The organism is Mesorhizobium sp. (assembly GCF_965229135.1).
Lineage (GTDB): Bacteria > Pseudomonadota > Alphaproteobacteria > Rhizobiales > Rhizobiaceae > Mesorhizobium.
In genome coordinates, this window is sequence record NZ_OZ245860.1 from 74,499 (window position 1) to 97,513 (window position 23,015).

Annotated in this window: 17 protein-coding genes; 8 read left to right on the forward strand and 9 right to left on the reverse strand. The window is 64.0% G+C overall.

Going from position 1 to position 23,015, the window contains the following annotated elements; all coding sequences use genetic code 11:
* Positions 1-127 precede the first annotated feature (127 nt).
* The 6 genes from ACO07C_RS00370 to ACO07C_RS00395 all read left to right on the forward strand — a co-directional run bounded on the left by ACO07C_RS00370 (position 128) and on the right by ACO07C_RS00395 (position 6,746).
* Positions 128-1,156: a LacI family DNA-binding transcriptional regulator gene (locus ACO07C_RS00370; protein ID WP_421912255.1), complete on the forward strand. Its 1,029-nt coding sequence runs from the start codon at positions 128-130 to the stop codon at positions 1,154-1,156.
* Between the two features lie 305 nt (positions 1,157-1,461).
* Positions 1,462-2,589 carry a sugar ABC transporter substrate-binding protein gene (locus ACO07C_RS00375; RefSeq protein ID WP_421912256.1) on the forward strand — a complete coding sequence of 376 codons (1,128 nt, stop codon included), beginning with the start codon at positions 1,462-1,464 and terminating at the stop codon, positions 2,587-2,589.
* A 95-nt stretch (positions 2,590-2,684) separates the two neighbouring features.
* On the forward strand, positions 2,685-4,232 hold the full coding sequence (locus ACO07C_RS00380) for a sugar ABC transporter ATP-binding protein (protein ID WP_421912257.1): 1,548 nt from the start codon (positions 2,685-2,687) through the stop codon (positions 4,230-4,232).
* On the forward strand, positions 4,229-5,209 hold the full coding sequence (locus ACO07C_RS00385; protein ID WP_421912258.1) for an ABC transporter permease: 981 nt from the start codon (positions 4,229-4,231) through the stop codon (positions 5,207-5,209). Before ACO07C_RS00380 ends, ACO07C_RS00385 begins: the two co-directional genes overlap by 4 nt.
* Complete coding sequence (locus ACO07C_RS00390; RefSeq protein WP_421912259.1) at positions 5,206-6,192, forward strand: ABC transporter permease; 987 nt, start codon at positions 5,206-5,208, stop codon at positions 6,190-6,192. The genes ACO07C_RS00385 and ACO07C_RS00390 overlap by 4 nt, the downstream gene beginning before the upstream one ends.
* A 71-nt stretch (positions 6,193-6,263) precedes the next feature.
* Entirely contained in the window at positions 6,264-6,746 is a 483-nt protein-coding gene (locus tag ACO07C_RS00395; protein ID WP_421917414.1) for a gluconokinase, read from the forward strand.
* On the opposite strand, the gene ACO07C_RS00400 is transcribed toward ACO07C_RS00395, so the two are convergent.
* The 3 genes from ACO07C_RS00400 to ACO07C_RS00410 all read right to left on the reverse strand — a co-directional run bounded on the left by ACO07C_RS00400 (position 6,741) and on the right by ACO07C_RS00410 (position 9,663).
* On the reverse strand, positions 6,741-7,886 hold the full coding sequence (locus ACO07C_RS00400) for a hypothetical protein (protein ID WP_421912260.1): 1,146 nt from the start codon (positions 7,884-7,886) through the stop codon (positions 6,741-6,743). The genes ACO07C_RS00395 and ACO07C_RS00400 overlap by 6 nt on opposite strands.
* Before the next feature lie 94 nt (positions 7,887-7,980).
* Positions 7,981-8,430: an RrF2 family transcriptional regulator gene (locus tag ACO07C_RS00405; RefSeq protein ID WP_421912261.1), complete on the reverse strand. Its 450-nt coding sequence runs from the start codon at positions 8,428-8,430 to the stop codon at positions 7,981-7,983.
* 246 nt (positions 8,431-8,676) lie between these two features.
* Entirely contained in the window at positions 8,677-9,663 is a 987-nt protein-coding gene (locus ACO07C_RS00410) for a sulfate ABC transporter substrate-binding protein (RefSeq protein WP_421912262.1), read from the reverse strand.
* Between the two features lie 285 nt (positions 9,664-9,948).
* Here ACO07C_RS00410 and ACO07C_RS00415 point away from each other — a divergent pair, with 285 nt between their 5' ends.
* A complete protein-coding gene (locus ACO07C_RS00415; RefSeq protein ID WP_421912263.1) occupies positions 9,949-10,221 on the forward strand; it encodes an antitoxin in 273 nt (90 codons plus the stop codon).
* The gene (locus ACO07C_RS00420) at positions 10,222-10,620 is read left to right on the forward strand and encodes a type II toxin-antitoxin system VapC family toxin (RefSeq protein WP_421912264.1); all 399 of its coding nucleotides are present in this window, start codon (positions 10,222-10,224) and stop codon (positions 10,618-10,620) included.
* 13 nt (positions 10,621-10,633) lie between these two features.
* On the opposite strand, the gene ACO07C_RS00425 is transcribed toward ACO07C_RS00420, so the two are convergent.
* The 6 genes from ACO07C_RS00425 to ACO07C_RS00450 form a co-directional block, all read right to left on the reverse strand.
* Entirely contained in the window at positions 10,634-11,674 is a 1,041-nt protein-coding gene (locus ACO07C_RS00425) for a sulfate/molybdate ABC transporter ATP-binding protein (protein ID WP_421912265.1), read from the reverse strand.
* 13 nt (positions 11,675-11,687) lie between these two features.
* Positions 11,688-12,572, reverse strand: coding sequence for a sulfate ABC transporter permease subunit CysW (gene cysW, locus ACO07C_RS00430; RefSeq protein WP_421912266.1), 885 nt, complete (start codon positions 12,570-12,572; stop codon positions 11,688-11,690).
* Positions 12,565-13,416 carry a sulfate ABC transporter permease subunit CysT gene (gene cysT / locus ACO07C_RS00435; RefSeq protein ID WP_421912267.1) on the reverse strand — a complete coding sequence of 284 codons (852 nt, stop codon included), beginning with the start codon at positions 13,414-13,416 and terminating at the stop codon, positions 12,565-12,567. The genes cysW and cysT overlap by 8 nt, the downstream gene beginning before the upstream one ends.
* A gap of 115 nt (positions 13,417-13,531) precedes the next feature.
* Positions 13,532-14,560 (reverse strand): sulfate ABC transporter substrate-binding protein, encoded by a 1,029-nt coding sequence (locus ACO07C_RS00440; RefSeq protein WP_421912268.1) that lies wholly within the window; start codon positions 14,558-14,560, stop codon positions 13,532-13,534.
* Between the two features lie 311 nt (positions 14,561-14,871).
* Positions 14,872-16,962, reverse strand: coding sequence for a penicillin-binding protein 1C (pbpC, locus tag ACO07C_RS00445; protein WP_421912269.1), 2,091 nt, complete (start codon positions 16,960-16,962; stop codon positions 14,872-14,874).
* A gap of 215 nt (positions 16,963-17,177) precedes the next feature.
* Positions 17,178-22,658 carry an alpha-2-macroglobulin family protein gene (locus ACO07C_RS00450; RefSeq protein WP_421912270.1) on the reverse strand — a complete coding sequence of 1,827 codons (5,481 nt, stop codon included), beginning with the start codon at positions 22,656-22,658 and terminating at the stop codon, positions 17,178-17,180.
* Positions 22,659-23,015: the final 357 nt, after the last annotated feature.

Here is a 23,015-nt window from a genome sequence, read left to right on the forward strand (position 1 = left end):
AGGCTGCGCGACGCCAGAAGGCGAGCGGGTGCGGCAACAGGCCGGTTGGCATGATTACGGTGGCAAGGACGCTGAATATGGTTTCGGAAACGCGCAGCGGCGCCCGCCTTTTGCATGGGGCGTGCCCGTGATCAAGCCGCGTCCGCGCCGTGGCGGGGGCCGCCCGACCATTGCCGATGTCGCCGAGAAGGCCGGCGTCGGCGCCATCACGGTGTCGCGCGCGCTGCGCGAGCCCGGCCGTGTCTCGGAAGAGCTGCGCCGCCAGATCCAGGCCGCCGTCGAGGAACTCGGCTATGTGCCGGACCCCAATGCGCGGGCGCTGGCCTCGGCGCGTGCCGAAGTGTTCGGCGTGCTCGTGCCGTCGCTCACCAACAACGTCTTTGCCGAAGTGGTGCGCGGCATCTATGACAGCCTGTCGGACGGCCCGTTTCGCATCCAGCTCGGCAACACCCATTATTCCGGTCTCGAGGAAGAGCGCCTGCTGCAGGTGTTCGGTTCGCAGCGGCCGGCGGCGTTGATCGTGGCCGGCATCGACCAGACGCCATCATCGCGAAAGCTGCTGGAGGCGGCTGGTTGCCCAGTGGTTCAAGTGATGGAGACAGGGCCGGACCCGGTCGACATGATGGTCGGCTTCTCGCATTTCGATGGTGGCAGGGCAGCGACAGAGCATCTGATCGAGGCCGGCTATCGCCGCATAGGCTTCATTGGCGCGCGCATGGATCCGCGCTCGCAACGTCGCCTTGCCGGCTATCGCGCGGCGATGGAGAGAGCTGGACTGTTCGATCCCCGCCTGGTCACCACCACGCCGGTGCTGTCCAGCGTGTCGCTCGGCCGCGAAATGTTCCGCGACGCACTGGCCAAGATGCCGACGCTGGACGGTGTGTTCTGCAACAATGACGACATCGCGCTAGGCGTGCTGTTCGAGTGTCATCGCGCCTCGATCGCGGTGCCGAAGACGATCGGCATCGTCGGCTTCAACGACCTCGACATGATGCAGGTGGCCTTTCCGTCGATCACCAGCGTGCGTACCCACCGCTATGAGATCGGCCGGCGCGCGGTGGCCATGGCGCTGGCCGCGATTGCCGGCGACAGACCGGAACAGCGGATCGTCGATCTCGGCTTCGAGCTCAAGCGCCGCGAGAGCACGGAACGCTGAACACGCTTTCGAGACCTGCCGCAAATCCCGCTTTACACTGCGTCATGGTAGCGCTACCATTTTGTTCGGGCGGGCGCATTGGCAAGAAGCCAAGCCCTGTTTATTATATATAAGCAACAGCTCATGCTTGTTTATTATATATAATATGATAATTTTCTCGGAGGGGCGAGGCGACAAGGGGAGGTAGCGGGTTGGCGATTGCCAGCCTGAAAAGGTGCGGCCGGGCAGGCGGGAGGTGCCGGCCGGAGGCGCCAGATTGGACAGCCTGAAACGACAATTCAGAATCGCAAATGGGAGGAATATCGATGATCAAGTCACTTGTTGGTGGCATCGTTGCCGCCAGTGCATTCGTCATGCTCAACTCGGCCGCCATGGCCGCCGGTCCGGAGGTCGTATCAGGCCCAGCCGCCCAGGCGGACTGCTTCGCGCCCTGGAGCGCGGACACCAAATTCTTCAAGTTCCCCAAGAAGACCGGACCATTCCGCATCGCCTTCGCCAATGGCTATATCGCCAACACCTGGCGCATCCAGATGGTGCAGACGGCCAAGGCCTACGCGGCGCAGCCCGACGTCAAGGCAAAGATCAAGGAATTCAAGGTTGTATCGACCGGCGAGGATGTGCCGGCGCAGATCTCGGCGATCAACAATTTCATCGACTCCGGCTATGACGCCATCGTCACCGACGCGCAGAACCCGACCGCCTTCGGCCCGGTCATCAAGCGCGCCAAGGAAGCCGGCATCGTGCTGGTGGCCTTCGACAACATCCTCGACACCAAGGACGCCATCAACGTCAACGTCGACCAGAAGGGCCTTGGCGAATTGTGGGCCAAGTGGCTGGTCGAGAAGGTGCCGAATGGCGGCAAGATCCTGGAAGTGCGCGGCGTTGCCGGCACCTCCGTGGACACCGATCGCCACAACGGCATCCACGAGGTGCTCACCGCTTCCGGCAAGAAGTGGGACGTCACGGAAGTTGCCGGCAAATGGGATGACGGCGTGGCCCAGAAGGTGACCGCCGATGCGATCGCCACCAATGGTCCGTTCGACGGCATCACCGGGCAGGGCGGCGACACCGGCATCGTGCAGGCGATGATCGACGCCAAGCATCCGTTCGTACCGTTCGGCGGCGAGACCGAGAACGGCTTCCGCAAGTTCTGCGCGGCGCATTCGGCCGATGGGCTGAAGTGCACCTCCGCCGGTTCCGGCCCGGCCCAGGTCGCCGTCGCCATCAAGACCGCGATCGCGGCGCTCGAAGGAGAGGTGGTGCCGCAAGAGGTGAAGCTGCCCTTGGCTGTCGCCACGGATCCGAACATGAAGGAAGGCACGGACTACTTCCCGAAGGAATCCGACAATTTCTTCGTAGGCAACTCCTTCCCGACCTGCGGCATCAACTTCAGCGCCCAGGAAATCATGGGGCAGAGCAAGGAAAACCAGTAACCGCCTAGGATGTCATTCGGCGCCGCGGCTCACCCCGCGGCGCCCTGTCGTGAATGAAAACGCCTTGCGTGATTAAAAACGCCTGGGGAGGGTTGATGGACGGTGCGGCTCCACTCTTTCGCATGGAAGGCATTTCCAAGCGCTATGGCGGCGTGCGGGCGCTTGAAAAGGCCGAGCTTGTCGTCGAAGCGGGTAGCATCCACGCCATCCTCGGCGAGAACGGCGCCGGCAAGTCGACGCTGATCAAGATCATGGCGGGCGTTGTCGCGCCCGACGAAGGCCTGATGAAGCTCGACGGCCGTGACGTGACATTCGCTTCGCCGGGGGCGGCCAACAAAGCCGGGATCGTCTGCATCTTCCAGGAGCTGTCGCTGGTTCCCGAACTCAGTGTCGCCGACAACATCGTCATTTCCGATCCGCCGACGCGCTTCGGCATGATCGACCGCAAGGCGCAGCGCCGGATCGCCGAGGAAGCGCTGGCGCGCGCGGGCGCCGAGGACATCCACCCGCTGGCGCTGGTCAAGGACTTGCCGCTGTCGCGCCGCCAGATGGTGGAGATCGCCAAGGCGCTCGCCAGGAAGCCGCGCATCCTGATCCTCGACGAAGCGACTTCGGCGCTCACGGCGGCCGATGTCTCCAAGATTTTCGGCGTGCTTAAACGGTTGCGCTCGGAAGGGTTGGCGCTGCTCTACATCTCGCACCGCATGAACGAGATCGCCGAACTCGCCGACCAGTGCACGGTGTTTCGCAACGGACGCAACGTCGCCAGCTACAAGGCCGGATCGAAGAGCGACAATGAGGTGGTCGAGCTGATGATCGGCCGTGAATACAGCCATATCTTTCCGCCCAAGCCGGCGCTTGCACCGGCCGCCGCCGCGCCCGTACTCGAAGCCCGCAAGCTCAGCTGGACCGACCGTCTCGACAACATATCGCTGAGCGTCAGGGCAGGCGAGGTCGTCGGCCTTGGCGGTCTCGACGGGCAGGGGCAGCGCGAGTTGCTGCTGGCCTTCTTCGGCGTGCTGCGCGGCCTCACCGGCGAGGTGCTGATCGACGGCAAGCCGGTCAAGATCAGCAGCCCCGCCGCCGCGCGCGAGGACGGAATCGGCATGGCGCTCATCCCCGAGGACCGCAAGACCGAAGGCTTGATGCTGCCGATGACGGTGCGTGAGAACCTGTCTTTCGCCGCGCTCGACCGATTGGCGAAAGGCGGCATCATCGACCGCGCCGCCGAACAGCGGATGATCGACGACATGGTCGGCCTTTTGGCGATCAAGACCGCCGGCCTCGACATACCTGTCGGCGCGCTGTCGGGCGGCAACCAGCAGAAGGTGGTCATCGCCAAATGGCTCATGCGCCAGCCGCGCATCATCCTGCTCAACGATCCGACGCGCGGCATCGACGTCGGCACCAAGCAGGAGCTCTATCAATTGATGCGCAAGCTCGCCGACGCGGGTGCCGCGATCCTGTTCTATTCGACCGACTACGACGAACTGATCGGCTGCTGCGACCGGGTGCTGGTGATCTATGACGGCGCGGTCAAGCGTGAGCTGGTGGGTTCGGAGATCACCGAACGGGCGCTGATCGCCAGCGCGCTCAACATTCAGGGCGAGGGAACCTCGATGAGCCAGGGAGCGGACGCGTGAAGGATTGGCGCTACTGGCTTGCCGAACAGCGCGGAACGCTGCTGGCGCTCGGCATCTTCATCGTCATGTTCATCATCTACACATCGAACCATCCCGCGGGCTTCACCGCCAATGTCGTGCAGACGGCGGCCAACAAGGGCGTGCTGCTCGCCTTCGTCGCCATGGCGCAGACGCTGGTGGTGATCACCGCCGGCATCGACCTGTCCGTCGGCATGATCTTCCTTGTGACCAATTGCCTGGCGTCCTGGCTGGTGGTGGGTACGCCGACGCAGACGGCGCTTGGTGTGCTTGCGGTGCTGGCGGTTGGCCTCCTGTGCGGGGCGATCAACGGCGCCATCGTCATCTATGGACGCCTGCAACCCATCGTCGCCACCATTGCCACCGGCGCTATCTACTATGGCATCGGGCTGCTGCTGCGGCCGTTTCCTGGTGGTTCGGTCAATGAGGACCTCGCCGACGCGCTGACGGGCCGGGTGTTCGATGTCGTGCCGGCGAGCCTCGTCGTGCTGCTGGCCGTGGTCCTGGTCGTCTGGGTGCCGTTCAGCCGGTCGGTGCTCGGCCGCGCGGCTTACGCCGCAGGGTCCTCGGAGACCGCGGCCTATATGTCGGGCGTGCCGATCCGGCGGGGCAAGTTCGCCGCCTACACGCTGGCGGGGCTGCTGGCAGCCATTGGCGGCCTGTTCCTGACCTTCTTTACGTATACGGGCGAGGCGGCCTATGCGAGCGGCAACTCCTACACGCTGTTTTCGATCGCCGCGGTGGTGCTGGGCGGCGTCTCGCTGTTCGGCGGCAAGGGCAGCGCCATCGGCGCGATCTTCGGCGCGCTGGCCTTCCGCACCATCGGCGACCTGCTGTTCGTGTTCGATTTCGATCCGCTCTGGCAGCCGCTGTTCCAGGGCGTTATCCTGCTGATCGCCGTCAGCCTCGGCGCGTTCGCGCTGTTTCGGGTCCGCAACCGGCTGGAGTGGTTCTTGTGAGCGAGACGACATTGGGCGGCATCGCCGGACATATGCCAAAATTCCTGCGCCGCGCCGATCCGGCGGTGCTGACCGCATTTGCCTGCATCGTGCTGCTGCTGTTCCTAGGCAGCCTCTATTCACGCAGCTTCCTGTCGCCTGAGTATCTGCTTCAGCAGCTCAAGGTGGCCTCGTTTCTCGGCGTCATCGCCACCGGCATGATGCTGGTCATCCTGCTCGGCCAGATCGACCTGTCGGTGCCATGGGCGGTGGCGGCGGGCGCGATGATGGCCTGCGCGGCGGCGGCCTATGGTCCTGTCGGGGTGGCGCTGGCCATCCCGTTCGGCATCTTCTGCGGCGTTCTGATCGGCATCGTCAACGGCATCGGCGTCGCGTATCTGCGCATCCCCTCGATGATCATTACGCTGGCCACCAACGCCGTCGCGCAAGGGCTGATGGTCGTCTACACGGGAGGCTTCTCGCCACAGGATTCGGCCACGGCAGCCATGCGCTATCTCGCGACAGGTTTTACCATTCCGGGCGTCCCCAACGCCGTCATCATCTGGGCAGTCATCGGCGCGGCAACGGTCTTCGTGCTTTCGCGCACCAGCTTTGGCCGCACCGTCTACGGTATCGGCAATCGAGAACGCGCGGCCTATCTGTCGGGCATCGATACACGCCGCGTGGTGATGATCGCGTTTGCCGTGTCCGGCGGGCTCTCGGCCTTCGGCGGCGTGCTTCTGGCCGGTTATGCCTCCAAGGCGGCGCAGTCGATGGGGGATGCCTACCTTTTGCCGTCGATAGCGGCGGTGGTGCTCGGCGGCACTTCGATACTCGGCGGGCGCGGCTCATATCTCGGCACGGTTGCCGGGGTCATCCTGATCACGCTCCTGCAATCCATCCTGTCGGTCATGCAGATGCCGGAGGCGGGGCGGCAGATCATCTACGGCGTGGTCATCGTCGCCATGCTCCTGCTCTACGGCCGCGCGCCGGCAAGCCGCTGATCCGCATCGTGGCTGACGGGTCCGTTCAATCGCCGAAGGCGGCTTTCAGTCCGCCGCTCGCGATCGTGGTGATGGGCGTCGCCGGTTGCGGAAAATCGATCGTCGGCAAGGGGATGGCCGCCGGGCTCGGCGCTACCTTTATCGAGGGCGATCGGCTGCACCCGCCAGAAAACGTCGCGCGCATGGCCAGCGGCGAGCCGCTCACCGATGCGTTACGCGCCGGCTGGCTCGATGCGATCGGCCAGCAGGTCGCGGCATCCATCGCCGGCGGGCATAGCGTGGTGGCGACCTGTTCGGCGTTGAAGCGCGGCTATCGCGACCGCCTGCGCGGCTTTTGCCCGGACATCGTTTTCCTCTATCTGGAAATCGACCCGGCCACGGCGCGGCGGCGTGTCGCCAACCGCAGGGGGCATTTCATGCCGGCAAGTCTCGTCGACAGCCAGTTTGCCATTCTCGAAGCACCCGTGGCGGACGAGGTGGCATTGACCGTCGATGCGAAGCGCCCCGTGGCCGACATAGTTGCCGGGGCAATTCACGCGTTAAGGCGGTCATGACTCTGGATCGGTGCCGATACCGCTGCCGTCCTGATCCTCGGTCAGGCGCCGGAGGCCAGACCATGACGGCATCTGCTCGGGATAGAGCTTCAGCGCCCGCAGCAGGGCATCGCGCTTGAGCAGGATGTAGGCTGCCTGCAAGGCCATGTTCTTGGCCCCGTCCGGGATCTTGCCGGTCGCCGACGCGGCCGGCGCCGCCGGCAACAGTTCGGCGCTCAGCATCGCCCGGTACTCCCGGAAGGGCGCCACTTCGAAGGTGGACATGCCAAACAGGGCGACCTTGTTCCTGGCGGCGAAGTTGGCCGGCGCCGAGGCAAGGTACGTGGAGCCGCTCTCCCCCAACGCGACCTCGGTGAAAGTCGAGCCGGCATGAATGGTGTTGGTCATCAGCACCACGCCATTGCCGCGGAGGATCTTCTGGATGCGGATGGTGACCTGATAGGCCTCGTTGCGGTCAAAGACGATGCGGCTCTTCAAATACCGGTTCTCCACATTGATCAGTGGCGGGTTCAGGAAACGCAGCCCGAATACCGAATTGGAAATACCGTGGGTGTTGGCGCTCACCTGATGGGCCTCGATGCCGGCCTCATACAGAGCGCGCTTGCCGATAATGGTCTGGGCCGTGAACTGATCGCACCAGATGATGGCGCCGTGGCCGCGTCGCAGCGCGGCCTGCAGCCCCTCGATCCCCTCCAGCCGGATGGTCGGCGACCAGCGGCTGGCGACCAGATGACCGGCAAGCTGCAGACGGAAGCGATGGCGCGCCGCGAGCGAGTCCTCGAACTGCTTGCGGGCATCGATACTGTTGCCAAGAACCGCGTGCACGCTGTCGGCATAGCGCTGGAGACGTTTGCGCGTGTGACGTTTCAGGCGAGATCTCGAGATCTGTCGGCAGATCGGCGCCCACCAGCGCAACGGCACCGTCGCCGCGACCGCGAGGTAAAAGGCAGACAGCAGGATTTCGCGGGCATCCTGGTTCGAGATGCCGCGAATCCTGCCGGGATGGATCACCTTGCGGCTGAAAAAGCGCACGGTCTCGCCGCTGTCGGGGACGGAAATGTCGGCGATGATATCAGTATGGAAGGTGCCCGCCGATGGCGGCTTGCGGTCGCGGGATATTGCGAACCATGACAGCCTCATCGGCCCAGCCAGTTGATCGCAACGGCCTTGCCGCGTCGACAGGCGCGGTGAGAATTCCCAAACCTCCGGCTCGGCCTTCGGTTCGGCATCCCCTCTAGATCTGCGAGGTCATTTCGACGGGGAAATCGTCATTGTCGGCGTCGCGCATGGCGGCGAGGCTGCGATTGTCCAGCACCTCGGCGATCGCCTGGCGCACCTCCAGCATCATGTGCCGGACCTGGCAGGTTGCCTCGTCGCAATCCTCGCAGCGCTGATACTGCGTGCGGCTGGCGCAAGGGATGGGCGCCAACGGTCCGTCGAGCACCCTGACGATATGGCCTATCTTGATCTCGGAGGCCGGCCGGGCGAGGCGGTAGCCGCCTTCCTTGCCTTTGCGGCTCTGGACGAAGCCGGCATTGCGCAACTCCCCCAGGATGGCGTCGAGGAATTTCTTCGGGATGTTGTTGGCCACGGCAATGTCGTTGACGAAGGCCAGTTGGCCGGCTGGAAGACCGGACAGATGCACGAGGGCCTTGAGGCCGTATTTGCCTTTTTTTGTCAGCATGCCCAGATCAACCCATAAAGCCCCAACCACTCGCATCTGGCGACTGTTTGTGTGCAAATAATGACGTTTTGATCACGCAATGATGTTTCGCGCCCGCCAAGGGGCACGTTAGGCACAAACGCGTTGATTCTTTGTAACGTTTTTCACAGAAGAGGTCGAAATTGCGCCAGAAACCGGTTTGTGGGCGCATGAAATGAAAAAGCCGGCAAAGCGCCGGCTTCCCGTTCATCGCTGATGTCGCCGAGGTCAGCGGCTGCCATAGGCCTGGTCGAGCAGGCCACCGGCGGCGAAATGCTCCTTCTGCACCTTGTCCCAGCCGCCGAACACGTTTTCGACCGTCAGCAGGCGGACATCGGGAAACTGGTCCTTGTACTTGGCCGCAACAGCCGCGTCGCGAACGCGGTTGCCATTCTCAGCCAGGATATTCTGGCCTTCGGGTGTGTAGAGGAAATCGAGATAGGTCTTGGCAAGATCGCGCGTGCCGTGCTCGTCGGCGACCTTGTCGACGATCGCCACCGGGAATTCAGCCAGCAGGCTGACCGAGGGCGTGACCTGCTCGAACTTGTCGTCGCCATATTCCTTGCGAATGCCCCGCGTCTCGGATTCGAAGGTGATCAGCACGTCGCCGATCTCGCGCTGCACGAAGGTGGTGGTCGCGGCGCGCCCGCCCGTGTCGAAGATCGGCACGTTGTTGAACAGCTTGGTGATGAACTCCTTCACCTTGGCGTCGTCACCCTTGAAGACTTCCTTGGCGTAGGCGGTTGCCGCCAGATAGGTGTAGCGCGCATTGCCCGACGTCTTGGGGTTGGGGAAGATCACCTGCACGTCATCGCGCACCAGGTCGTTCCAGTCCTTGATGTGCTTTGGATTGCCGGCGCGCACAAGGAAGGATGGCAGCGAGTAGAAGGGCGAGGCATTGTCGGGAAAATCCTTCTGCCAGTCGGCTGAGACCAGGCCTTTCTTGACCAGGAAATCGACATCGGTGACCTGGTTGAAGGTGATGACATCGGCGGCAAGGCCTTCGGCGATAGCACGCGCCTGCGCCGAGGTTCCGGCATGCGACTGGTCGACCGTGACGCCGGGATGTCCGGCAACGAAGGCCTTGTTGACCTGGACGAACAATTCCCGGCCGACGTCATAGGATGCGTTCAACAGCTTGTCTGCCGACCAGGCTTGGGAGGATGCCAGGAACAGGCTGGCCAGGGTGGCGGCGGCCAGAAAAAATCGCTTCATGAAAATGGATCTCCAGTGCAATGTGTTTATCGCGCGAACATAGCCGTGGCGCATGGTGCGAGACGAGGCACGCGCAAGGGCCGCGTGACCTTTCGGCGAGAAAAGTTTGTCGCCGGATCAGTCATTTGTTAGGATTTTCTTCCAAACTGAATCATTCTGCGTCCCTAGGCTGCCACGTTGCAGGCGTCCGGGTGCACAATCGTTCCAGAACCGGCCGATGCGAATGTGACCGATTGCATAATGGTTATTCGGCATATACATTTGGCATATACAAAGGAAGATGGCATGCCACGGGACCGCCATTCACCAGCGCCATCGAAGGTAGCGAGGCTCTTCCGCAACAACCGCAGCCAGGCGGTGCGCATTCCCGTCGAGTTCGAGCTACCCGGCGAGAAGGTTCTGATCAGCCGCGACGGCGACCGCCTGATCATTGAGCCGGTGCGCAAGGCTGGTCTCGCGGCTCTGCTCGCTCAATGGGCGAAAGAACCGCCGCTGGGCCCTGAGGACGACTTCCCCGAGATCGACGACAAGCCCGTCGAACCAGAGGATATCTTGTGAATGCGGTTCATGCTGGACACGAACATTATCAGCGACATGATCCGAAATCCGACCGGCAAGGCCGTCAGCGCCATGTTGCGCGAGGGAGATGACGCCGTGTGTACCAGCATCGTGGTCGCCTCGGAGCTTCGATATGGCTGCGTCAAGAAAGGATCGGCCAAGCTGCTCCAGAAGGTCGAGGCGTTACTGGCCGAAATTCCCGTCTTGCCGCTCGATGTGCCAGTGGATGTCCAGTACGGCGCACTTCGCGCCGAACTGGAAGGCAGGGGCCAGGCCATCGGCAACAACGACCTCTTGATTGCCGCTCACGCCTGTATCCTGGACACCACGCTGGTGACGGCAAACACTGGAGAGTTCAGCCGGATCAAGGGCCTGAAGGTCGAGAACTGGCTGGCATAGGCCGGACTGAAAGTCAGGTGGCGGGGAACAGCTTCCACCGTCCAGGGCGGAACGCGACGCGACTCTTTTGTGCGGCGGGATGGCCGACCGGCAGTTCGATCTCGACGCGCTGGCGATCGCCGCCGATTTCGAGTTCTACCCGTCTTGTGCCTGCGACCCGCCGGCTTGCGGCAACCGTGCCGGCGATGCAGCCGCTACAGCCGTCCAGCAGCTCGACATCGTGCGGGCGGAAATAGAGCGTCGCATCGCCCGAGGGCGCGTGCGGATCCGAAAGTCCGATCGGACGGTCGGCAAGCCAGATTTCGCCATTCTCGACCTTGACGGGAAGCGAACTCGATTCCCCGATGAAGCGGTAGACGAAGGGCGAGTTCGGCGTGTCGTAGATGTCGTCGGCGGTGCCTACCTGCTCGATGCGGCCCTGGCTCATCACAACGACGCGGTCGGCAAGCTCCAGCGCCTCTTCCTGGTCGTGGGTGACGAAGACGGTGGTATGGCCGGTGGCGTCGTGGATCTCGCGCAGCCAGCGGCGCAATTCCCGGCGCACCTGCGCGTCAAGCGCGCCGAACGGTTCGTCGAGCAGCAACACCTTGGGTTCGATGGCCATGGCGCGCGCCAGCGCCACGCGCTGCCGCTGGCCGCCGGAAAGCTGCGCCGGATAGCGCTTTTCCAGGCCCGAAAGTTGGACGAGGTCGAGAAGCTCCGAGGCGCGGCGGCGGATTTCGGCCGCCGGCGGGCGCGTCGACCCGTGGCGGACCTTGAGGCCGAAGCCGATGTTGTCGGCGACGGTCATGTGCCGGAACAGCGCGTAATGCTGGAAGACGAAGCCGACATTGCGCTCCTGGATCGACCTCTGCGAGGCGTCCTCGTTGCCGAAGAAGATCTTGCCGCGCGTCGGCCGCTCCAGACCGGCGATCAGCCGGAGCAACGTCGTCTTGCCGGAACCGGACGGCCCCAGCAATGCGATCAACTCGCCCGACTTGATGTCGAGCGACACGTCGTGGAGCGCGGGAAAGCGTTCGAACTCCTTGCGCACGTTGGCAACGCGAACTTCCATCAATAGTCCCTTTTTAGTGTCCGCGCGTCGCGGCGATTTCGGCGCCGTAGCGCATCTCGAGAAGTGTTTTCAAGACCAGCGTGACGAGCGCCAGTCCCGCGAGCAATGAGGCGACAGCGAAAGCGCCGACCGCGTTGTATTCATTGTAGAGGATTTCGACATGCAGCGGCATGGTGTTGGTCAGGCCGCGTATATGGCCCGACACCACCGACACCGCGCCGAACTCGCCCATGGCGCGCGCGTTGCACAGGAGCACGCCGTAGAGAAGGCCCCATTTGACGTTGGGCAGCGTGACGTACCAGAAGGTCTGCCAGCCATTGGCGCCGAGCGACAGGGCGGCTTCCTCGTCGCCATTGCCCTGTTCCTGCATCAGCGGGATCAACTCGCGCGCGACGAATGGGAAGGTGACGAAGACGGTGGCCAGCACAATTCCGGGCACGGCGAACAGGATGACGATGCCATGCGCCTTCAGCCAGCCGCCGAGCAACCCCTGCGCGCCGAACAGGAGCACATAGACCAGGCCGGAAATGACCGGCGAGACCGAGAAGGGCAGATCGATGAGCGTGGTGAGGAAAGCCTTGCCCTTGAATTCGAACTTGGCGATCGCCCATGCGGCGGAGATGCCGAAGACGATGTTGAGTGGCACCGAGATCGCCGCCACCAGAAGTGTAAGCCGGATGGCCGAGCGGGTGTCGGCATCGCTGAGCGATTGCAGATAGGCGCCAATGCCCTTGGCGAAGGCCTCGTGGAAGACGATGATCAGCGGCAGCAGCAGGAAAATGCCGAGGAAGGCAAAGACTATGACCATCAGAACGGCTTGCGCCGGCCGGCTCTCGGTCACCGCCGCCGAACGGCTCTCATGATGCGGTTCCCAGGATTTGATTTCAGGATCAGCCATAGCGCTTGCGGCTCCATGTCTGCACGAGATTGACGACAAGAAGCATCGAGAACGACAGAGCGAGCATGATGGCGGCGATCGCGGTTGCTGCCGGATAGTTGTATTCCTCCAGCCGGATGACGATCAGCAGCGGGGCGATCTCGGACTTGTAGGGCAAATTGCCGGCGATGAAGATGACCGAGCCGTATTCGCCGACGCCGCGCGCGAAGGCCAGCGAAAAGCCGGTGATGATGGCCGGCGCCAGGCCTGGAAAGAGGATGCGGGTGATGATCTGGAAGCGGCTGGCGCCAAGCGTTGCCGCGGCTTCCTCCACCTCCTTGTCGATCTCCTCCATGATCGGCTGCACGGTGCGCACGACGAAGGGCAGGCCGATGAACACCAGCGCAATGACGATGCCGAGCGGCGTGTAGGCGACCTTGATGCCGAGCGGCGCCAGAAGGTGGCCGATCCAGCCGTTCGGTGCGTAGAGCGTGGTGAGCGCAATGCCGGCCACCGCCGTCGGCAGGGCGAAGGGCAGGTCGACCGTGGCATCGACGACGCGGCGTCCGGGAAAACGGTAGCGTACCAGCACCCAGGCGACGAGCGTGCCGAAGACCACATTGACCAGGGCGGCGATGAAGGCCGTGCCGAAGCTGATCCGCAGCGCATTGAGGGTGCGGCGATCGGTTGCGATCGCCCAGAATTCAGGCCAGCCAAGGGCGGCCGAGCGCCAGACCAGCCCGGACAGCGGAATGAGGATGATGAGGGTGAGGTAGGCAAGCGAGAAGCCGAGCGTCAATCCGAAACCCGGAATGACACTCGGCTGCTTGAACCGCCACCCCGCCTGCGCGGGAGCTGTCGTCATGGAATTGTGGATCGTCCCTTTTTAATCAACCAGATTGCCTGACCATGGCCCCGGTCGCCATCGTCCGAAGGTTTGTCGACGAAAGAAGCCCGTGAGGGCTTCTCCCCCCAGCCACTTACTGGGCCGGCTTGTAGATCTGGTCGAATATACCACCGTCGCCGAAATGATAAGGCTGCGCCTTCTTCCAGCCGCCAAAAAGCGGATCGTCGATGGAGATCAGCTTGATCGCCGGTGTCTTGGGAAGATCCTCGGCCGCGACAAGCTCGGGCTTTGCCGGACGATAGTGGTTCTTGGCGATGATCGTCTGCCCTTCCTTGGAATAGAGCCAGCTCAGATAGGCTTCGGCGACCTTGCGCGTGCCCTTGGCGTCGACATTGGCATCGACGATCGCCACCGGCGGTTCGGCCAGGATCGACGTCGGCGGGTAGACGAGTTCGAAATTGTCGGCGCCGAATTCGTCCAGTGCCAGATAGGCATCGTTTTCCCAGGCGATCAGCACGTCGCCGAGGCCCTTTTGCGCGAAAGTCACGGTCGAGCCGCGCGCGCCGGTGTCGAGAACCGGAGCATTGGCGTAGAGCTTGCCGACGAATTCCTTGGTCTTGGCCTCGTCGCCGCCGTCGTTGGCGTTGGCGTAGGCCCAGGCGGCGAGATAATTCCAGCGCGCACCGCCGGAGGTCTTGGGGTTCGGCGTGATCACCTGGACACCATCCTTGACCAGATCGTTCCAGTCATGAATGCCCTTGGGATTGCCCTTGCGGACAAGGAAGATGATGGTCGAGGTATAGGGTGCCGAATTGTTCTCGAACTTGGTGCGCCAGTCTGGATTGATCTTCTTCGATTTCGAGACGATGGCGTTGATGTCGCCTTCGAGCGCCAGCGTCACCACGTCGGCATCGAGTCCGTCGATCACGGCGCGGGCCTGTGCGCCTGATCCACCATGCGACTGCTGGATGGTAACGGTCTCGCCGGTCTCGGCCTTCCAATGCGCGGCGAAGGCTTCGTCATAGGCCTTGTAGAGCTCGCGCGTCGGGTCGTACGACACGTTGAGGATGGTGGTGTCGGCAAACGCGAAACCCAGTGTGCCGAACTGGACAGATGAGGCGACCAGCGCGCCGAGCAATTTCTTCAAATAAGGTTTGGTCATTCCCGCCTCCGTTGAACTCCGGCGAACTCTACCGAATTGATAGAATTTAGATGCATTCAATGTTGCCTTTTTTGCCCCTTCGAAGCAAATTTTCGCCGCCTGTTGGCTGCGAGGAGAAATTTCTTCCTCATGCCCGCGCAGCGGGAGTCCGATCGCGGATCCCCGCAACGTCGAAAATTGGCGAAATCGGCGGTGGCAGCTGATCTCCCCACGAGGGGGAGATTGGTAGCTCCCGCTCTACAGCCCGTGCTGAAAATCGGCAGTTCGCGCCGTCGCGCAAAAATCCTATGCGGCGAATCCCTTGCCGGATTCTATTCGACAAACACTTTCACGCTGGCCGCACGCCCGGCCGCGTCGATGACCGTCAGCGTGGAATAGCCGGTGCCATCGGGCAGCCAGGTCGCCGTGCGCGTGCGGTCGATGCCGGTGAGCGGCTTGCCGTTGGCCAGCCAGCGGAACGGTGCGCGCCCGCCCTGCAGCTTCAGCACCAGCGGCGTGGCGTCGGCCGAATTGGTGGCGAGATCGACGCGGGCGCCGTCCGGCGGGAAGATGATGGTCGGCGCGGGTTCGGTCGGCGTCGCCTGCACCAGCCCGTCGGAACCTGAGCCGAAGCGGGCGAGCGTCACCGGCAGCTCATCGCGCTTCGGGTTCTGGACGCCGGGAGGCTTGCCGGGCAGCGGCACGGCGGCGAGACCCGAGCGGACGAAGCCCTCGAACAGGATGGGGGCGGCCGAGACATAGCCGGACAGGCCGGGCACCGCGCCGGCATCGGGGCGGCCGACCCAGACGCCCAGCACGTAGCGGCCGTCGAAGCCGACCGACCAGGCATCACGATAGCCGTAGGAGGTGCCGGTCTTGTAGGCGATGCCGCGCTGGATGGCGCCTTCTGGCGGCTTCACGCCCGACAGGATGTCGATGATCTGCCAGTTTGCCTGGTCGTCGAGGATGGTGGCGGTGGTGCTTTGGGCGTTGGCAGGCTCGCTGCCGTCATGTAGCGAGTGCGTCTTGCCGCCGTTGGCGAGCCCCGTATAGAGCTGGACGAGATCGCGCAGCGTCACACCCACGCCGCCGAGGCCAATGGCGAGGCCCGGCGCCTCGTTCACCGGTAGCACCGGCGTCACGCCGGCCTGGCGGAAGCGCGCCATCAACCGAGCCGGGCCTACGGCGTCGAGCACGCGGATCGCCGGCACGTTGAGCGACAGCTGCAATGCCTGCCGGATGCTGACATCGCCCTGATAGCCCATGTCGAAATTCTTCGGCCTATAGCCACCGAAGTCGGCGGGACTGTCCTCGATCAGTGTCTCCTGCGCGACCAACCCTTGTTCGAAGGCGAGTCCATAGATGAAGGGTTTCAGCGTCGAACCGGGCGAGCGGATGGTCTTGGTCATGTCGATCCAGCCGGAGCGGCTGGCATCGAAGAAATTGGCCGAGCCTACCTCACCCAGTATATCGCCGGTGCGCGCGTCGGCCATCACCATGGCGACGGAGAGGCGAGGGCCGAGCTTGGTGGCGGCTTCGCGCGCCACCTGTTCCAACCCGGACTGGACGCTCCTGCGGATCGTCAGCTTCAGCGGCTGGCCCGGAACTGCCTTGGGCAGCATCGCGTATGCGGCGTGCGCCGCCAGCGCCGGAAGCCTGCGCCGCAATCCGGCGACATCGTCGAGGGCGGCGCGCGCGGCCTCGCGGTCGTTGATAAGGCCCGCGGAAACCATGCGGGCCAGCACCCGGTCGCGCGCGGCGTGCGCAATCGGCAGGTTGCGATCGGGCCGGCGGCGCTCCGGCAATTGCGGCAGGGCGACGAGCAGGGCGGCTTCCGAAACCGTGAGCCGTTTCGGCTCCTTGCCGAAATAGGCGAGCGAGGCGGCGCGCACGCCTTCCAGATTGCCACCATAGGGGGCCAGCGTCAGGTAGCGTTCGAGGATCTCTCGCTTCGATAACCGCCGCTCGATCTGGATGGCGCGCAGCATCTGCTTGATCTTGGAGCCAAGGCTGCGGCTTTCGCGCGGCTCGATCAGCCGCGCCAGCTGCATTGACAGCGTCGAGCCGCCGGAGACGATGTGGCCGCTGGTGATGAGCTGGCCGGCGGCGCGGGCGAGCGCCAGCACGTCGACGCCCTCATGGTCCCAGAAGCGCTTGTCCTCATAGGCGACCAGCATGTCGACGAACTGCTTGTCGACCTGGTCGAGCCGCGTTTCGAGCCGCCAGTAGCCGTCCGGCGTGGCGAAGGCGCGCAGCAGAAGGCCGTCGCGATCCTGGACCTCGGTGGAGACCGTGAGCTTTGCCGAGAGCGGGGGCGGGAAGGCGCGGTCGAGTTCCCAGAGGGCGAGGGTGGAGAGGGTTAGGATGCCGGCGCAAGACGCTGCGGTTAAGGCCGTCCGGCGGAGAAATTTTCTGGAGAGCATGGCGCCGCCCCTCATTGTCCTGCCGGACATTTCTCCCCGTATAGTAACGGGGAGAAAGACGCTGTCGCCGATGGTTTCGCCAATCGCCAAGGTTGCAGAAAGGGCGGCGAAATTCGCGACAGCTCCCTTCTCCCCGTCACTATACGGGGAGAAGGTGCCGGCAGGCGGATGAGGGGCAGCGCCATCGTTCCGTTCATATTCGCACCATCGGCACCTTACGGCGCCTTGACCTCCATCATGCCGGTGGCGGTGCGGGCCGAATATTGCGGCCGGTACATATCCTCAACCGTTGCCGCCGGATGCGCATAGGTTCCCGGCGTTACGGCGCGCACGACATAGGCGAGCGTCAGATTGTGGTCGTGATCGCCATCGGCCGGATTGAATGCCGCGACGAAACGGTCGTTGCGGAATTCGAGATGGGCGGCGTCGGTCTGTGTCAGCCAGGAGAAGTTCGACAATTGAGCGCTGGAGACCAGGCCGGGATTGTCGATCTCGAAGCCGGCCGGCAACAGGTCGGTGACCAGCAGCCGGGATGGCCAGCTGTTCTGCTCGGCAACCTTGAGCACGACGACATAGCGTTCGTTCTGCTTCACCTCCGTCACATTCGCCTCGGTGCCATCGAGCTTGTAGTAGGTGCGCTCGATGGTGAAGCCTTCGCCGCCGGCCGGCAGGGGCTGGGCGGGCGCCGCCACCGTCGTGACGACCGCCTGCAGCGGCTCCTTGCCGGTGTTGGCAATGGTCAGCGGGCTGTCGGCCAGATCGGTGCCGGCCATCTGCTCCGAATAGCCGCCGGCATGAGGCGCGCCATTAACGGTCAACGCGATCGAGTCATTGCCCTCCTTCAGGGCGCGGGCGGCCAGCAGCATCCAGGATTCGTCCTGCGTGCTGGTCCAGTCGGCCTGGGCGCGCTCCCGGGTGACCAGCTTGATCAACTCCGGCACGATCGACGAGACCGGTTTCGATTCAGCCGCCAGCGCCAGCATCGCCGCGCCGTCACGCAACGGCGAGCCATAGTCCGAGCGGTAGTAGTCGTACTCGGTGGTCGACTTGGCGAGTTGCAGCGCCGTCTTGAAGGTGGCTTCGGAGCGTTGGGTGTCGCCATAGAGCGCCAGGCTCGCCGCCAGCTGGGCAACGGCCATAGGGCTCGAGAAGGATTCGAGCTGGGTGTCCGCGTAGTACCGCAGGTCGCCGATCGAAGCCTTCTTGTTTCGGGCGAGCACATAAAGCGCGTAGGCGATCTCGCTGCCGCGATCCTGGACGCTCTGGTCGTAGCCGATCGCGTTCTGCAGATTGCTCAGCGCCTGGCTCATCGCCTGGCTCGGAACGTCGTATTTCTGCTCGCGCGCCCGGGTCAGGAAATCGGTGACATAGGCGTCGAGCCACAGGTCGCCGGAACCCGGACCCCACAGCCCGAAGCTGCCGGCCGAGGCCTGGTAGCTCAGAACCTTGTAGATGGCGTCCTGAATGCGGCCATGCAGGTCCGGATCGCTGGCCATGCCGATGCTGGAGGCCATGTCGTTGACATAGAGCAGCGGCATGGCGCGGCTGGTGGTCTGCTCGGCGCAACCATAGGGGTAGCGGTCGAGCGTCATCAGCAGCGACGGCACGTCGAAGGCGGCGGCCTGCGAAACGCCGACACTGACGGAGGCGCCGTCGAGCAGGCTTGCGGCGAGCAACTCCCTGTCGACACGCAAAGAACCGCCATTGCCCTTGAGATCGACGACCATGCGGGTGGTCACCGGCAATTGCGCCGGGCGTACCGGCACATAGAGCGTCTGCTCGACATTGGTGCCGTCGGCGTGGGCGAGCTTGATGGTGATCGAGGCGTTGCCCGGCGTCTGCGCGACCAGCGGCACGGTCAGCGTCTGCCGCTTGCCCTGCGCCAGCGTCAGCTTCTCCGGCAGGGGCTTGTCGCCGGTCGAGAGGTCGCCGGTGGTGTCGATCGACAGTTTGTAGTCGCCGGCCGGACCATCGGTGTCAGCGACATCGAGGCGCATGACGGCGGCGTCCCCGGGCGCGAGGAAGCGCGGCAGGCCGGCGGTGATCACCACGGGATCGCGCACGATGACGTCGGTCTGGGCGTGGCCGACAGCCTCCCTGGTCCAGGCGACGGCCATGACGCGCACGGTGCCGTTGAACTGCGGAATGTCGAAGTCGATCCGCGCCTTGCCGTCGGCGTCGAGCTGGACGGGGCCGGAGAAGAAGGCGACCAGTTTCTCGGTCGGCGGGCTGCCTTGCGATTGCATGTTGGCGCCGTCGCCGCCGGTCCTCAGCTTGCCGGTGGTGCCCAGCGAGCCATCGATCAGGCGGCCATAGAGGTCACGCACCTCAAGGCCGAGCATGCGCTGGCCAAAGAACCAGTTCTCCGGGTCCGGCGCCTTGTAGTTGGTGAGGTTGAGGATACCGACGTCGACGGCGGCCACCATGACATAGGCGTTGCTGCCCGGCTGCACGCCGGCCACGGCGACGGGGATCGACAGTTGCTGACGTGGCACGGTCTTGTCCGGCGGCGTCAGGGTGACCGCGAGCTTCTTGGAGCCCGGATCGACCTTCAGCCATTTCACGCCGATGGCGCGCGCCGGCATGCGCGATTCCTGCGCATCGCCCGGCCTGAACAGGGTTGCCACGACATAGGCGCCGGCGCCCCAGTCGTTGCCGACCGGAATATCGACGGTGCCGCCGCCGGCCGGCACGCTGGCCGTGACGGTCTTGACGAGCTTGTCGGCGCCGATGGTGACCAGCAGTTCGCCGGCAAAATGCGGCGATATCTTGAGCTTGGCGACTTCGCCGGCCGCATAGGTATCCTTGTCGAGGGCGATCTCCAGCCCGTCCGGCGTTTCCGTGGTGGTGGAGGAGACATACCAGCCGGCGTCGAACTCATAGCTGCTCGCCGGTCCCTCGGGATCGGCCGTCACGACTTCGAGCCGATACTGGCCCCAGTCGACCGGCACCGAAACCTTGGCCTCGCCATCGGCGCTGAGGTCGACCTGGCCGTTGGCGACCGACTTGGTGAAGGTGACCGGCTCATAGTTCCAGGAATTGTTGGAGCGGTACCATTGGTAATTGCGCTCGACCTTGACCAGGGACCATTGCGCGCCTTTCAGAGCTTCGCGCTTGCCGTCGGGGTCGACGGCGATCAGGCTGAATTTCGCTACGCCGCCCTGCGGCACCTCGCCGCCGTCGAAATCCGGGCGGATGCCGACCATGTGGCCCTGCGGGCGGATGCCGATGTTGAGCGAACGTTCGACGGCGCGGCCCCCGGTTTCGCGCATGCGCACTGTCACCTTGGCGTTGACCAGCTTGGTGGTCGAGGGCATCTGGTCGACCGAGACCGGGAAAGTCGCCTTGCCGTTGTCGCCGACCACCGGCAGATCGGTGAACGGGGTGACCGACGGCTGCGCCGACTGCTCGTCGGCGAGGCCGAAGACGTAGCCCTTGAAGCGGTCCCAGTCACGGGTTGTCGACAGCGTCAGTTCGCCTTCGAGCGCGAGGCCGGCTGCCGGCGCGCCATAGAGGAAACGGCCGTCGACGGTCACGTTGGCGGTTTCGCCGCGCGCGATCTCCTGCTTGTCGGCGGTGAGGTCGAATTCGATGCGATCCGGCACGAAATCCTCGACCAGGAACATCTGGCTGGCGACGGCCGGTTGCTTGGGATCGGTATGGATGGCTACCGTCCACGTGCCGCGCATGGCATTGGGCTGCAGTGCCAAGTCCACGGCATGGCCGCCGGCGGACGTTCCGTCGCTGACGATGCGGCGATCCTCGACGCCGTCGGGGCGTGAGAAGATGAAGGTCAGCGGCAGGTTCTCCACCGCCTTGGCGGACTCGTCGCGCGCAAGGGCCGCGACATGCACCTCCTCGCCGGCGCGATAGATGCCGCGTTCGGTCCAGGCATAGACATCCAGCGCACCAGGCGCCGGGCGCCCGGTGACGCCGCGGTCGGACAGGTCGAAGCCGGCGCGGCCCATGTCGAGGAAGACGAAGTCGTTGTCGCCCTGCTTGGCCATCAGCACGGCCGGCACCATGCCGCCTTCGCCCCGCGTCAGGCCGGGGTTGAAGACCGCGTGGCCCTCGGCGTCCGACGTCGCCGTGCCGAGGATTTCGTTGTTCTTGGCCAGCAGCGTCAGTTCGGCGCCGGCAATCGGCTTGGCCGAGCCCAGCGAGCGGGCAAAGACGTTCAGCCCATCCTGGCCGGTGTAGGTCGACAGGCCGATGTCGGAAACGACGAACCATTGCGTGGCGATCGAGTTGCTGTCGTCGCCATGGCCATCGGCGGCCTTGGCGGTCAGCACATAGACGCCGGGCTTGCGCTGCGGCAGAGCCTGGTCGACCGGGAAGGACGTCGTGACTTCCTTGTTGAGGTCGCTGGCGATGTCGAGCTGTCCCTGCCAGACGGGCGCGCCCATCTGGTCGGAAATATTGGAGATGTCATAGCTGTCGAGCTGGCGCAGGAACTGGTAGCCGGAGAGAAGCTGCGCCAGCGAACGGTCGCCGATGCGGTACAGCTTCATTTCGGCGACATTCATGTTGACGGTGACAAGCGGAATGCCGCGCCGCGCGCCGGCGGGCAGCACGAAGCTGTCGCCGGTGAATCGAGCCGACGGCGCACGATCCTGCACGTAGATCGACAACGCCACGGGGGCCACGGTCACTTCGCCGATAGCGGCCGGCAGACCGGCGCGGAACGTCACGTCGTAGTGCTGGCCGTGCTCAAGCCCTTCGACGCAAATCTGCTTGTCCTTGGCCTCGACGCCTTTCGGCGGCCCGTTGTTGACGGTGACGAACTGGGCGTAGTCGACGCCCGTCTTGACCAATTCTTCGGAAAACTGGGCGCAGATGCGCGGCGCGCTGGTGTCTGCATCGACGGAGTGGTCGACGACGCGGAAGCCCTTGCGCGCCTTCAAATCCTCGTAGTCGGCCTTGACGGCCGCCGAATTGACCAGGGCAAGGCTAGCCTCATAGGCCTGCAGCGCCGGCCGGAAAAGTTCGCGCTTGTCGAGGCCTGAGCCGAGCAGCGCCAGCACTTCGGCGCGCTCGCTCGCCGTGCGGGACAGCTTGTAGGCGTTGAAGGCGGCCGAGGTGGCGTTGGTGGGCAGGGTCGACGCCTCGGACGTGTTGGCCGCAGGCTGCACCAACAGCGTTTCGCGCGCCAGTTCCATCCAGAGCTTGCCGTCATCGGGCAGGACCGACACCGCACCTTCGTATCTCAGCATCGCCGAACGGTGGTCGCCGGTGCGAGCCGATTGTTCGGCAGCCGTCGTCAGCGCGGTCAGCCCGTCGGTGGGCTTGATGTAGCCGGGGCCCAGCAGCTTGTTGCGGTATTGCTGCGCCTGGTCGGCCATCCAGTCAGGAAAGAAGGACAGCGCGGGCGGAGCGCCGATGTCGGGATCGCCGTCGACATTGACGACCTTGCCGCCTATGGCGCCGGTAAACGGTTTCAGGGAATTATAGTCTGATTTGAGAAAGCACCATTTGGCTTTGGTGTTGTAGGTGAAAGCGCGGCAGGCGGGATCGCCAAGGCATGTCGTCTTGCACTGGTCGAGCGTGACATTCTGGTCGGACCGCAGATCGAAGCCGAAATAGTCGGAATTGTCCGTGGTTGCGATTCGCCGGGCCTCGGCCGCTTGCGCGATGCCTCCCCAGGCGAAAAACAGAAGGATCAGGATCGACAGGCCACGAGCCGCGCGCATTGCCATAATACCCTCCCAGACACTGCTTTCGCATCAGCGCGAAGATCGGAATCGATCTCCGGAAAACACGATGCGATTGTTCAAGTCCCAAACCGTAATGTGTGCGTCCCAATGGACGCATGTCGCTCAAACGTCCAGGCATGATCAAGCTTCAGCCGGGCTTGTCAACACGAGGGCGCGGCAGGTTGCGCCTGCCAACGGTTCCCTTTCCGGCCAATCACCGGTAGTACCTCCACAGGATTGGGGGATCACGCTTTCTTGCGGAGACGCAAAAGGTGTGAATTCCAAGCCCTGCCTATTTCAGACAATTGGATTGTGGCCCCTTTACGAGCACTTCAGAACTTCATTCCAATTTTAGATTTC

Bases quoted from the DNA above. Each gene is read 5' to 3' on its own strand.
- ACO07C_RS00375 (WP_421912256.1), top strand. From the start codon at position 1,462: ATGATCAAGTCACTTGTTGGTGGCATCGTTGCCGCCAGTGCATTCGTC.
- ACO07C_RS00380 (WP_421912257.1), top strand. From the start codon at position 2,685: ATGGACGGTGCGGCTCCACTCTTTCGCATGGAAGGCATTTCCAAGCGC.
- ACO07C_RS00395 (WP_421917414.1), top strand. From the start codon at position 6,264: ATGGGCGTCGCCGGTTGCGGAAAATCGATCGTCGGCAAGGGGATGGCC.
- ACO07C_RS00400 (WP_421912260.1), bottom strand. From the start codon at position 7,886: ATGAGGCTGTCATGGTTCGCAATATCCCGCGACCGCAAGCCGCCATCG.
- ACO07C_RS00405 (WP_421912261.1), bottom strand. From the start codon at position 8,430: ATGCTGACAAAAAAAGGCAAATACGGCCTCAAGGCCCTCGTGCATCTG.
- ACO07C_RS00410 (WP_421912262.1), bottom strand. From the start codon at position 9,663: ATGAAGCGATTTTTTCTGGCCGCCGCCACCCTGGCCAGCCTGTTCCTG.
- ACO07C_RS00415 (WP_421912263.1), top strand. From the start codon at position 9,949: ATGCCACGGGACCGCCATTCACCAGCGCCATCGAAGGTAGCGAGGCTC.
- ACO07C_RS00420 (WP_421912264.1), top strand. From the start codon at position 10,222: ATGCGGTTCATGCTGGACACGAACATTATCAGCGACATGATCCGAAAT.
- ACO07C_RS00425 (WP_421912265.1), bottom strand. From the start codon at position 11,674: ATGGAAGTTCGCGTTGCCAACGTGCGCAAGGAGTTCGAACGCTTTCCC.
- cysW (WP_421912266.1), bottom strand. From the start codon at position 12,572: ATGGCTGATCCTGAAATCAAATCCTGGGAACCGCATCATGAGAGCCGT.
- cysT (WP_421912267.1), bottom strand. From the start codon at position 13,416: ATGACGACAGCTCCCGCGCAGGCGGGGTGGCGGTTCAAGCAGCCGAGT.
- ACO07C_RS00440 (WP_421912268.1), bottom strand. From the start codon at position 14,560: ATGACCAAACCTTATTTGAAGAAATTGCTCGGCGCGCTGGTCGCCTCA.
- pbpC (WP_421912269.1), bottom strand. From the start codon at position 16,962: ATGCTCTCCAGAAAATTTCTCCGCCGGACGGCCTTAACCGCAGCGTCT.
- ACO07C_RS00450 (WP_421912270.1), bottom strand. From the start codon at position 22,658: ATGGCAATGCGCGCGGCTCGTGGCCTGTCGATCCTGATCCTTCTGTTT.